Below are 12,712 nucleotides of genomic sequence, written 5' to 3'. Positions count from 1 at the left end.
CAGACCAATGAATAACATCAAAAATCAATTAATTTAATTTCACCCAACGGGTTAAGTTTATTAAGTCTTAATGAAAACCTTAACTAGACTTAACTTCTTAATGTTTAAACTATTCAGCTAATTTCCCCAACGTATACTGTATCAAAGCATCAACCGCTTTATATGGATCATCGCTGAAAGTTCCGTTAGCTCGATTGGCAATGATGGCGTTTAATGATAAGCAGTTATGTCCCAAAAGCTTTCCTAAGCCATAAATAGCCGAAGTTTCCATTTCAAGATTTGCCATTCGCGAATCGTTGAATTTGAAGTTATCCATTTTACTATTCAACTCAGGATCTTGAATTGTCAAACGTAAGACTCGGCCTTGTGGACCATAAAAGCCACCGGCAGTTCCGGTAATTCCTTTATGGATTTGGTTACTGTCAAATTTTTTTTTTAGGGTTTCTGAGCAGCTAATGATATACGGTTTTCCTTTTCTCATATCCCAATTGGTGTGTTTGATAAATGCATCTTCCATATCATTCTCACAAATGTCATCAATCAGATAGGAACGAAGCATGTTGTCTAATCCGAGACCATATTCACCCATCACAAAGCTGTCCACTGGAATATCATGCTGCAAAGAACCTGAAGTTCCGATACGAACAATGTTTAAAGAGGTTAAATTCTCTTTTGGCATACGTGTTTTTAAATCGATATTTACCAACGCATCCAATTCATTCATTGTAATATCAATGTTATCGGGACCAATTCCTGTTGACATTACGGTGATTTTTTTGCCTTTGTAATAGCCTGTCTGAGTTTTGAACTCCCGTTTTTGTGTAAAAAATTCTATGCTATCAAAAAACTGGGTTATTTTTTCAACTCTATTTTGATCACCTACGAAGATGATATCATTAGCTATATATTCCGGTTTCAAGTTTAAGTGATAGACACTCCCGTCTGGGTTAAGTATTAATTCTGAAGATTTTATCATTTGGTTATTCGGTTATTTGATTATTCGCAATTCGCAATTCGTAATTTTTTCAACCTCCAACACGCTTTACTTTAAAGCCTTTATCTTTTAAAAGGATCATAATTTTATCTCGGTAATCTCCTTGAATGATAATAGCGCTATCTTTAAAAGTACCACCAACACTCAGTTTGGTTTTTAGTTCTTTGGCTAATAGTTTAAAATCCTCATCACTACCTTCATAACCTTCAATGATAGTGGTGGATTTCCCTTTTCGCTTTTCATACTTGCAAATAATAGGTTCTGTCTGTATAAAAAGAGTATGCTCTTTATGTTCAACTTCCTCCGGATCATTAGAAAGTTGATGCTCAGGAAATAGTTTTTTTAACTGGTCTTGTAAATCCATTTGTATCAATTCTAAAAACAATGAAGTACGAACTAAATAATCCGTACTTTATTGTATTCTATTTTTAAAAAAGGTACATTCTAATCTATTTTCATTAAAATGCTATTACAAATGTAAACATATTTTGAATTTATTATAATAACGACCTCAACAATATTTAGCTTTTATTAGATATTTTAACTGATATAATTTCGGGTAAAATGTTTACTTTTGAAAACTTTAAAACTAGAACAAACAAATGAACTTCGATAGAAAAGAATTATCCAATATTCAGTTACTCGATTTATATAAGAGGCTTCTCAAACCTAGATTAATTGAAGAAAAAATGCTTATCCTTTTACGTCAAGGTAAAGTATCCAAATGGTTTTCGGGAATTGGGCAAGAAGCAATCTCCGTTGGAATAACAGCTGCTTTGGAAAAAGACGAATACATTTTACCAATGCATCGAAATTTAGGTGTTTTTACTGGAAGAGATATTCCGCTACACCGTTTGTTCTCTCAATGGCAAGGAAAAAAGACAGGTTTTACAAAAGGCAGGGATCGTAGTTTTCACTTTGGTACACAAGAGTTTAATATTATTGGAATGATATCACATTTGGGCCCGCAATTAGGTGTGGCTGACGGAATTTCATTAGCCAATAAATTAAAGAAAAACGGGAAAGTAACAGCAGTTTTCACAGGTGAAGGAGCAACTTCAGAAGGTGATTTTCATGAAGCACTGAACATAGCTTCTGTTTGGGATTTACCTGTTTTATTTGTGATCGAGAATAATGGTTACGGGCTGTCGACGCCAACCAATGAGCAATACCGATGTGAAAATCTTGCCGATAAAGGAATAGGATACGGCATACAAAGTGAAATCATCGACGGAAATAATATATTAGAAGTTTATACTAAAATTTCAGCACTCAAAGCATCTTTGGCTGAAAATCCTAGACCGGTATTGTTGGAGTTTAAAACCTTCAGAATGCGTGGTCACGAAGAGGCGAGTGGTACTAAATATGTTCCTCAGGAATTAATGGATATGTGGGCTGTTAAAGATCCGATTGCTAACTATAGAGATTATTTAAAGCGTATCAGTGTACTTTCGGATGAAGATGATGCTATAATAACCAAAGACATTAAGAATGAAATTGACGAGCATTGGGCCATTACGCAAGCAGAACCGGAAGTAACTGCAAACCTAGAAGAAGAATTAGGTGACGTTTATAAACCTTATGATTTTGAATATTTTAGTCATTCAGATAAAGTTGAAAATATTAGAGTTGTTGATGCCATTTCGAATGCCTTACGCCAATCTATGGAGCGTCATGAAAATTTGGTTATCATGGGACAAGATATTGCGGAATATGGTGGCGCTTTTAAAATTACCGATGGTTTTGTAGCCCAGTTTGGAAAAGATCGGGTTCGCAATACACCAATTTGTGAAAGTGCGGTGGTTTCAGCCGGAATGGGATTATCTATTAATGGTTATAAAGCGATTGTTGAAATGCAGTTTGCTGATTTTGTTTCCACAGGGTTTAATCCGATTGTGAATTTATTGGCTAAACAACATTACCGTTGGAACGAAAAAGCCGATGTGGTAGTGCGCATGCCATGCGGTGGAGGAACACAAGCCGGACCGTTTCATTCACAAACCAATGAAGCTTGGTTTACCAAAACGCCAGGACTTAAAGTAGTTTATCCTGCATTTCCTTATGATGTAAAAGGATTGTTGAATACAGCGATTAATGACCCTAATCCGGTTATGTTCTTTGAGCATAAACAATTATACCGTTCGGTTTACCAAGATGTTCCAACGGATTATTATACAATTCCGTTCGGAAAAGCAGCTTTATTAAAAGAAGGAACGCAAGTAACCATTATTTCATTTGGTTCCGGAGTTCACTGGGCATTAGAAACCTTAGAAAAACATCATGAAATAAGTGCTGATTTGTTGGATTTAAGAACTTTACAACCATTAGATACTGAAGCCATTTTTGCCTCGGTAAAGAAAACCAACAAAGTAATAATTTTACAAGAAGATACCCTTTTTGGAGGTTTAGCCAGTGATATTTCGGCTATGATAATGGAGCAGTGCTTTGAGCATTTAGATGCGCCGGTAAGAAGAGTAGGAAGTTTGGAAAGTGCTATTCCATTTGTAAAAGCTTTAGAAGATCAATATTTGCCAAAGGAACGTTTTGAGAAGGAGTTGATTGAGCTATTGGCTTATTAGATAAATAAAGTACACTTATTGGCGTTTTTATTGTTTAATATTTTTTAATTTAAATGCTTTTCGAGTCTTTGTTGTATCACTTGTAACGGAGAAGCAATAGCATTAACATACTGATAATTACCTTCACTCTGGTTATTTATTGAGAGCTGTATTGGGCAAGCTTCACTTTGAATAGCATTTACTTTAAAGGTGTTTGTTTTGGAGTCATACACTACATAAGGCGCTCCCGATGAACCAAATCTAAAGTAACCTTTAATTAAATAACGTAATCCTTCAAGAGTATAGTTACCGCCAATACTTTCTTGAAAAATAGCAAAATGTTCTGTAAAACCTTCAATTTGGGCTTTGTTCAAAAGTTTACCGATTTCACTGGTTGGGGAACTTTGCAGAAAATAATAGTTTTCCTGATTATCTTCTAAAATAGTGTAATCTATTTCCAGACTTGGTATAACATCAATTATAGCCTGTGGTGTATTTACCATTTTATACAAAGCAATATCTTCATTATAAAAAGCTTCTACCAATTCGACTTCTATTAAAAATGTGTATCGATTTATTCTGGGTTCAGCAAAAAAAGTATTGGCATTAAAATGTGCGTTCAATTCCGCTTTATTATAAAACACATTGTTCTTGAATTGTATCACCAAATAAGGCTTACAAATAGAACGTTCCATCATCGTTTTCCAACGTGTGTCAAAATTGATTTGCTTTAGGGTGTCGATTACTAACTGAAAATCATTTGCATTAGTGTTATTCCAATATCTTTTACCGGTAGAAATGTCTAATGGATAACAAGCTTCAAATAGTTGGGCTTGCTCAGGATTCAGATAAGGGAATATATCTGTTAAAAAAATACCATTATCTATTGATTTGAAAAGTTTGGCTTCTGTATTTAAATTATGAGCCACAGAAAGAATAAAACCATTGCCAATATGGAAAGCACAAATATTGTTTTCAAAATGCCTTCTGTGTGGCTCATCTTTATTCTGAATTGACATTATTCGGAAGAGTGGGGAAGTTTGTTCATTTGTTAGTTCGAGCTGTTTTTGGAGCATATTGTTTTGGTAATTAAATATGGTATAATATTTTTCAGCACTTCTGAGATAACAAAGAAAATAATCAAATGTAAAGTGTTGATTTTCAAATTAAAAATTCAGTTTGACTAAATCTACTAGCAATAATAACTCTTTTTATTTATAAGTAAAGTAGATATTTCTATTAACATAAAATAATTAGAGTTGAAAAAATGATATATTTTTTATAGACATTTATAACTTTAGTTAAAAATGTTCATTTTCTCATCATAAATAGGACTTTGTAAACCTAAAAAATTTAAAACACTATGAAAGACATGGTTTTGTGATACTATTTTATTAGGCTTTAGTTGTTTTGAACCATCGGAAACCCATACTATAAAAGGAATTTCATATTGTTCTTTGGGAGCTATACTCATAGGTAATCCGTGCATATATAGATTTTTTTCGCCTAAAGATTCCCCATGATCTGAAACAAAAATCATGGCACTCTTAAACTCTTTTAATTGTTTTAAATCTTCAATTACCCTAGATAAAATATAATCCGTGTAGACAATAGTATTATCGTAAGCGTTGATAAGCTCTGTTTGAGAACATTTTCCTAATTCAACACTATTACAAACAGGTTTGAAAGTTTCAAATTGTGGCGGATATTTTTTACTATAGGTAGGGCCATGACTCATACTGGTGTGAAGTACAATCAATACTTTATTCTTTTTACTAGTAAGTATTTGTTCATTTAATCCACTCAAAAGAATTTCATCATAATCACATAGTTCTCCTTTGCAATTTGCCTTTAATTCCTCTTTTTTTTGATATTTTTTTATATGAACAGGCGGTTCTCCCCAATTAGATGTCCTCCAAATAACATCTACATTATTTCTGTATAAATAATTAGGTAAGATTTCATATAAATCATTCGTGTCTTTATACTCTAAAATAGATTTTACTCCAGCGGTAGTATAAGTTGCTGAAGAGTTTGCTTCAAAATGAAATACATTAGGTATTTTGGAAAGAAGTGGATTCGTATTTTTTTGGTACCCATATAAAGAAAAATTTTGGCTTCTTGCAGATTCCCCTATAATTAATACTACAACTGATTTTTGGTTGTCCTTTATGGTTGCGTTGGGTAATAAAATTTCCTTTTGATTTTTTTGATATTGATGCGTATAAAAAAGAGAAATATTCACTGTGTAAGACCAAGGCATTGCAAGACCTCCTAATGTTTTTGAATTTTTATCAATCCAAAGTACATTGGTAGCATTCACAAATACTATTGTTAGAATAAATAAAAGGGTGAGTGAGGAGGTGGTTAAAAACTTTTTCCATGTTACCGTAATTATTTTAGCTTTAATGATATAAATACTTGGAATAATTCCAAGTAAAACAATATATACTATTAGTTTTATGGAAAAAAAACTACTGGCCTCTTCATATTTGGTGTTGAATACATTACCAATCATACTTTCATCGATGATAACACTATACGTATTGATAAAGTAAACCGCAATGGAGTTAATAATAAAAAATAAGACTAATAAAAATTTTCCAACATATTGCGAGAGAGAAAAAATTAGATAAAAAACAAAAGCATTTAAAACCAACATTAGTAGCATTAAACTAAAAATAAGTAAAATACCGTTTCCGCTTTTGTAATCAACATTATTAATAACAAATTTATAAAATGGAAGATGAAAGAATAAAAAATTAAGTAAACTCATTACGAGTACAAAATGAGTTATTTTCAAATTATTTTTTAACATAAACAGTAATAATTTTATATAGTGAAATGACTAAACTAGTTAAGGCAAAATAAAATATAATTAGATTTTCATTTATTATCTTGTTAAGTAAAACAATACAACAACCTATAAACAATAAAATAAAAATAGGATAGTATTTTTTATTGTTAATCCATGACCAAATTTCATATTTTCGAGATATAAAAATACCTATAAGTCCACATATATAACCAATAATACTGCCTGTAATAACATCTAAAGGATGATGAGCTCCAACACCAACTCTGGTAAAATCTAAAACAATCCCTAAACTGATCATAAGAAAACCAAATGAAATTTTATAATGCACCTTTTTAGGCATAAATGCAAAAAATAGAATTGTAAGTATAGTGAAAACTGTAATTGAGTGTCCTGATGGCAGACTACTGAAACCAGGCAATCTTCTTCCGACGATTACAAAACTATTATTTTCAAATGCTTCGGCAGGTCTTGGTATAGCAAAAATATTTTTTAGTACTCTAGAAAATATTGCCGAAACAAGTGAAGCTGATAGTAATGATTCCCAAATTTTGGGAGCGTAAATAATAAAAATAGTTAAGAATGATAAAAAAATAAGGGCATCTCCAAACTGAGTCAGGTTATATATAGTATTTGGGAATTGTGATAATTTTGAATTAAGGAATAAGAAACAATTTTTTTGAATTTGTACATATTTAATAATAGATAAAGAGTTTTGACTATAAAGAAAAACAACAATTATCATTAAGAAAAATAGGGGGAGGACAAATAAAGAAGGTCTGAGTTTGGAAAAATTAGCTATTATCTTTTCGTTCATTTTGTATTTTGTATTTTGTTTTCAGATTTACTTTAATCTAATTATTTCAAATGTTATAATATTTTAATATGAAATTATTCACTTATTAATTTGATATATAAAACAGGATATTTATTTTTTCACAAATAAACTAAATTTATGCTTCACTACTAATTAGATGTTCTAATTTATTTAAACGATAATTAAAATTTGATTAAAATAAAATGCGCATTAGTTGTAAATTTTAAATTAAATTTACCTTTAGCAAAAATCTACAATAAATTCAATGAAACACCTGCTTATCATAGAAGATGAAGAAGGAATTCTTCAATTTCTTAAACAAGGATTGGAAGAAGAAAACTTTCAAATTTCTACTGCAACTAATGGTTTGGATGGTTTGACACTTTTTCAGAACGAGAAATTTGATTTAGTACTGTTAGACTGGATGCTACCTGAAATAACTGGATTAGAGGTTTGTAAAAAAATCAGAGAAACAAATTCTAAAACCCCAATAATTTTTTTAACAGCCAAAGATACGGTTCAAGAAACCGTGGAAGGTTTGAAAACAGGGGCTAATGATTATATCAAAAAGCCTTTCAGTTTTGACGAATTAGTAGAACGAATCAAAGTGCAATTGAGAGACAAAGCAGATCAGGAAATACTCACGCTTGGACCAATAGAAATCAACCTCCAAAAACATACTGTAATGGTAAACAAATGCGACGTTTCTCTAACCCAAAAAGAGTTTGATTTGTTAACTTATTTAGTAAAAAACAAAGGGAATGTTTGTTCTAGAACCCAAATTATTCAGGATGTTTGGGACATTCATTTTGATTATGATACTGGAGTAATTGATGTTTTTATGAATGCCATCCGAAAAAAGTTGAACCTCAAGGTTGACGAAGATTATATTAAAACTATTCGCGGTGTGGGCTACATTGCTAACGATTAAAAAAAATGCAACAACTTTCTTTTAAAAATAGAATAGCTTCTAATTATATTATTACTACCGCACTATTGATTTTTGTGGTGTTCTTTGTTATTTATTACATAGTTAGATTTAGCGTATACATCAAAGTTAACGATGATATAAAAACCGAAGTTACCAAGCACTTAAAAGAAATTGAAGTTAAAGAAAATTGTGTACTTCTCATTAGAGAAAAGCATTGGAAGAAGATACAATTCAACAAAGTTGACATCAGCCCGGCATTTATTCAGTTTGTGGATGAATTGGGTGCACTTGTTGATAAATCTCCTAATCTAAAACAGAAAAAATTAAACTATTATCCGGAAGCTATTAATAATGTTTTATTTGATGGAAAGTTAGAAAATACTTCAGTTAGACAGATACAAGTTCCTTTATATCAAAACACTAAAATTATTGGGTTTATGATTATTGCCATGTCACTAGAAGATTCTGCCATGGTATTAAATAACCTTTTTATTATTTTAATGCTTGCTTATCCATTAATTCTTCTAGTATTGTTTCTCATTGCCCGATTTATTGCAGGAAGAAGTATTAAACCTATTAGTGCTATTATTGAAACGTCAAATATTATTACTAAAGATAATTTGAAATCCAGGATTCCTTTACCAATAAACAAAGATGAATTGCATATACTTGCCGATACGATAAATCATCTATTAGATAGAGTAGAAAATGCCATTGAACGTGAAAAACAATTTACTTCAGATGCATCGCACGAACTTCGAACGCCTTTAGCAGTTATCAAAGGAACATTGGAAGTATTGGTTAGAAAGCCTCGAAATCAGGAAGAATATAAGGAGAAAATAGTTTTCTGTATTAATGAAGTTAATAGATTGAACCATTTGGTTGACGAGTTACTTTTATTGGCACGATTCGAAAATCAAAAACAGTCATTAAAAACAGAAAGAGTTTCTCTAAATGCTGTATTTTTAGATATTGTATCTAGAAATTCTACAATAATTAGTGAAAAGAAACTAAGCTGTATTACTTTATTTACAGAGGATTACTATATTGAAACCGATTCTTATTTGTTTTCGATTATTGTAAATAATGTTTTGACCAATGCCATAAAATATTCAAAATTGGGCGGAATTATAAACTTTGATATCAAAGAAACAAAAACAGCAATAGTTTTCACTATTTCAGATAGCGGGATTGGAATTGCATCAGAAGATTTAGAGAAAATATTTGACCAATTCTATCGTTCAAAATCCAATCAACATCCTCAAATTAAAGGTATTGGACTTGGATTATCTATTGTTAAAAGATTATGCTTATTACTACAAATAGATTTAGAAATTAAAAGCAAAGAAAATGTTGGTACAAAAGTGATTTTAAGTTTTGCCAAATAAGCAAAGTCACTATATTGATTCTAAATAAGATGAGTATGATATTTGTAATCTAAAAGAGTATTTAAAAGTTATAACTTCGACTTCATTATTAATCAAAAAACAAAGAATATGAACGACGCACACTTACATTTATTGGTAAACCATTTTCCAATTATCGGGACCAATTTTGGATTGGGAATTTTAATAGCGGTAATAATTTTTAAAAACAACGCAGTTAAAAATGTATCCTATGTTATTTTTATTGTTACAGCGATTTTCACTTTCATAAGCATGTCTACTGGAGAAGGCGCAGAAGAAATAGTGGAAGATATGCCAAATGTAGGCAAGCAAATTATTCACGAACATGAAGAATTTGCAGAAAAATTGGCACTTGTTTTATATGTACTAGGAGCGGTATCGTTATTTGGACTTTACGCTAATCTCAAAAACTATAGCAAAGCTAAATTAATACCTTATGTAGCATTAGTAATTGCTATTGTTGGTGTAGTTTTAGCCAAGAGTGTCGGAACTTCAGGAGGTGAAATTCGTCATACAGAAATTAGAGCCAATATTCAAAAAGCTCAGAGTTCTGAAGTCGAAGATAAAGAGTAAATTAATTGAAGTTTTAAGTAAATTAAAAAAGGCACAATACTATTTTTGGAAAATAAAATATATAACAAACAGAACTTTCATTCGTATACTTTCTGTATTTGGAGAGAGGTACTTTTTAGTGAAATTAACGACATAAAAATTAGTTATAAGAGCAAATCAGGAAGTCAGTATATTTTTTCCACTGATGGATTGTATCGTATTTCTAATCATTGGGGTAGAGTTGCCAATTGCCATTGGCGACTAATACCATTAGATAAGTTTAAAAATCAAAAAACTATTGTTGGCTATGCCAATTGGACCGATTTTTATTCCAATAATGATAATTCAAAACTATTTTTTATCAAAGTAGATTTTGAAACACAAGATGTTAATTTCTATCATAAATTAAGTACTGAAATACAAGAAAAAATAGTCATACGAAATGCCAAAGAAACTGCCAAAACAATCCAAATTATTAAAATGGTATTAAACGAAAAAGATTGGACAAAGCATTTAAAATATCAAGATTTAGAAGTTTTTAGAAAGATAATTGTCAATGAATTGATATATTCCGAAAAGCGTTTTATAGAGATCAAGAGACAGTACCTATAAAAAAAACAAATCTAAAACGAACTTAAATTAATTGGCAAAACTGCTATATGTAGTTCGAATAGTAATATGAAAACAGAAACATTCCCAAGTTTTCGAATGCCCTTCAAATAGATTATAGATTTTAATTTTTGTCAATTTATCATCTATTGTTCAATAACTTGTAATTGACTTTTTAATCTTTCAACAAGCATATTCATCATTCGCTTATTCAAATTGGAAGATATTCGAATGTATTCAGCATATTCATCTAATGTAAAAAGCGCTATTATCATACCTTTTAGAGAATTTCTGAACTTTATATCTCGTTGAATAACGTTTTCTATATAAATCATTTTTTTTTCGGGAGTCAGACTAAAAAACACATTTTTTTGTTTTACAGCATAATTAATAAATACTTGAATAAATAAATCATTTTGCATTTTAAGAACTGGACGAAGGGTTCTATTTTGAAATACTTCTTCTAATGAAGATTGATTATTTATTATCCCAAAGGTTTTACCTCTAAGTTCAAGCATGTATGTATCTCTATGTTCCATTATTTTTAATTTAAAATTAAAAAAACCTCTGTTTTTCAACAGAGGCTAATTATAGTTATTAATAATTAATTGTTAATTATTGTTTGATTTTGAATACTGTCTTACGCACTAATCGTTTAGCCCAATCAGATTTTTTATCTACAGAATCATCTTCACCTCTTGACATAATAGTTATTCTTGATTCGCTTATGCCTGCTTTAACCAATATAGACTTAACATTCTGAGCTCTATCGTTAGCTAACTTATTGTTAGTTTCTGAATCTCCAGTTTGGTCTGCATAACCAGCAATCTCAACATTTTTTCCTGGATTGTTTTTTAAATAATTAAGAATAAATCCAATATTACTAGCTGATGCACTATTTGGTGTTGCTTTGGTAGTTTCAAAGTAAGCTGCAATGTAACCATCATTAATAAGTTGCAGTACTGCATTTTCTGTTGCCATACTAGCTGTAGCATTGTTATTACTATTAATAGAATTATTAACATATCTCTCTAACTCATCAGGTACTCCATTATTGTTTTTATCAACCATTCTTCCTTTGGTGTCAACAGCAACACCAGCAATTGAATTTTGTTCAGCATCAAGATAATCAGGAACACCATCTTTATCACTGTCATTCATTAAAGTTTCAATTTCTCCAATTCTATTGTTAAGAGAATCTAAGCGTTTGTCATTTATTTCCTTAATAATAGCCCAATCACCATGTATTTTATCTTTACCAAATGAATAAGAAAAACCGAGAGACGTAGTGAACAAACTACCTATTAAGTTATTGTTAGGATCTGAATAAGATCCATCCCAATTAAGATGTTGACGGATGTTTGAATTTAAAGCTACGTCTAAAAAAATACTAAAATTATTTAAAACCCTAATAGAAGGAGTAACTCCAACTATTAATCCTCCGTTCAACTCTTTTTTCCCTTTGTTAATATTCATTTGAGGGGACATTTGTGATACTTGTATACCAAAATGAAATAATAATCCAAAACGTCTAAATTCATTTTGTAAATCAAAAAGTCTCATAGCATTTACAACTCCTTCTAAAGATAATTGTAAGTGCTCTAATTTAAATTCTTTACTTTCAGAACCTGGAAGTTTTTTAATATCATCATAAGAAAAATGCGATTTCAAACCAAACTTAGGGCTAAGCATATATCTAACTCCTAAACCATAGTGATTTATTTGAAAACCTCCTAAAAATTTACCTGGATCACTACCAAAATAACCTTCAGAATAAGGTCTTCCACCTCTGCTTTGTCCTAAATCAAACTCTAAAGACCATTTGTTGTATGTATCACCATCAATTTCATTGTTAGTTTCTACAGAAGTAAGCTCTAAATTTTTATCATTATCTTTTTGGTCTTTTTGAGCGTAAGACGACAAAGAAATACAAAATAATACTATAATTAAAAGTTGGTAGTTCTTCATATAGTTTGATTTTCCATTATTAGTAAAGTTGTTAAAATCGTTTACAAATATAAATGTTTCCA

General features: G+C 30.6%; 12 protein-coding genes. 5 read left to right on the top strand and 7 right to left on the bottom strand.

Annotated elements, in window-relative coordinates:
• Window positions 1-109 precede the first annotated feature (109 nt).
• Entirely contained in the window at window positions 110-976 is an 867-nt protein-coding gene (locus tag ACOYLP_RS06945) for a nucleoside phosphorylase (RefSeq protein ID WP_422855458.1), read from the bottom strand.
• 49 nt (window positions 977-1,025) lie between these two features.
• Entirely contained in the window at window positions 1,026-1,358 is a 333-nt protein-coding gene (locus ACOYLP_RS06940) for a translation initiation factor (protein ID WP_422855457.1), read from the bottom strand.
• Window positions 1,359-1,596: 238 nt separating this feature from the next.
• Between ACOYLP_RS06940 and ACOYLP_RS06935 the strand changes: the two genes are divergently transcribed.
• The gene (locus tag ACOYLP_RS06935; RefSeq protein WP_422855456.1) at window positions 1,597-3,573 is read left to right on the top strand and encodes an alpha-ketoacid dehydrogenase subunit alpha/beta; all 1,977 of its coding nucleotides are present in this window, start codon (window positions 1,597-1,599) and stop codon (window positions 3,571-3,573) included.
• Between the two features lie 44 nt (window positions 3,574-3,617).
• Here the strand turns inward: ACOYLP_RS06935 and ACOYLP_RS06930 are convergent, their stop codons facing one another.
• The 3 genes from ACOYLP_RS06930 to ACOYLP_RS06920 all read right to left on the bottom strand — a co-directional run bounded on the left by ACOYLP_RS06930 (window position 3,618) and on the right by ACOYLP_RS06920 (window position 7,184).
• On the bottom strand, window positions 3,618-4,571 hold the full coding sequence (locus tag ACOYLP_RS06930) for a hypothetical protein (RefSeq protein ID WP_422855455.1): 954 nt from the start codon (window positions 4,569-4,571) through the stop codon (window positions 3,618-3,620).
• Window positions 4,572-4,849: 278 nt separating this feature from the next.
• Window positions 4,850-6,370 carry a phosphoethanolamine--lipid A transferase EptA gene (eptA, locus tag ACOYLP_RS06925; RefSeq protein ID WP_422855454.1) on the bottom strand — a complete coding sequence of 507 codons (1,521 nt, stop codon included), beginning with the start codon at window positions 6,368-6,370 and terminating at the stop codon, window positions 4,850-4,852.
• Complete coding sequence (locus ACOYLP_RS06920; RefSeq protein ID WP_422855453.1) at window positions 6,357-7,184, bottom strand: phosphatase PAP2 family protein; 828 nt, start codon at window positions 7,182-7,184, stop codon at window positions 6,357-6,359. The genes eptA and ACOYLP_RS06920 overlap by 14 nt, the downstream gene beginning before the upstream one ends.
• Window positions 7,185-7,449: 265 nt before the next feature.
• Here ACOYLP_RS06920 and ACOYLP_RS06915 point away from each other — a divergent pair, with 265 nt between their 5' ends.
• From ACOYLP_RS06915 to ACOYLP_RS06900, 4 genes are all read left to right on the top strand, one after another.
• A complete protein-coding gene (locus ACOYLP_RS06915; RefSeq protein WP_422855452.1) occupies window positions 7,450-8,115 on the top strand; it encodes a response regulator transcription factor in 666 nt (221 codons plus the stop codon).
• Between the two features lie 5 nt (window positions 8,116-8,120).
• Complete coding sequence (locus ACOYLP_RS06910; RefSeq protein WP_422855451.1) at window positions 8,121-9,503, top strand: sensor histidine kinase; 1,383 nt, start codon at window positions 8,121-8,123, stop codon at window positions 9,501-9,503.
• Window positions 9,504-9,611: 108 nt separating this feature from the next.
• The gene (locus tag ACOYLP_RS06905; RefSeq protein ID WP_422855450.1) at window positions 9,612-10,094 is read left to right on the top strand and encodes a hypothetical protein; all 483 of its coding nucleotides are present in this window, start codon (window positions 9,612-9,614) and stop codon (window positions 10,092-10,094) included.
• 45 nt (window positions 10,095-10,139) lie between these two features.
• Window positions 10,140-10,685 (top strand): hypothetical protein, encoded by a 546-nt coding sequence (locus tag ACOYLP_RS06900; RefSeq protein WP_422855449.1) that lies wholly within the window; start codon window positions 10,140-10,142, stop codon window positions 10,683-10,685.
• A gap of 143 nt (window positions 10,686-10,828) precedes the next feature.
• Here the strand turns inward: ACOYLP_RS06900 and ACOYLP_RS06895 are convergent, their stop codons facing one another.
• Together ACOYLP_RS06895 and ACOYLP_RS06890 are read right to left on the bottom strand one after the other, a co-directional pair.
• Window positions 10,829-11,221, bottom strand: coding sequence for a glyoxalase (locus ACOYLP_RS06895; protein ID WP_422855448.1), 393 nt, complete (start codon window positions 11,219-11,221; stop codon window positions 10,829-10,831).
• A 76-nt stretch (window positions 11,222-11,297) separates the two neighbouring features.
• On the bottom strand, window positions 11,298-12,712 hold a 1,415-nt coding region (locus tag ACOYLP_RS06890), incomplete at its 5' end, for an OmpA family protein (RefSeq protein WP_422855447.1).

It is taken from the genome of Flavobacterium sp. (genome assembly GCF_049318325.1).
Taxonomy (GTDB): Bacteria; Bacteroidota; Bacteroidia; order Flavobacteriales; family Flavobacteriaceae; genus Flavobacterium.
This window is presented reverse-complemented; position numbering and strand designations above follow the sequence as displayed.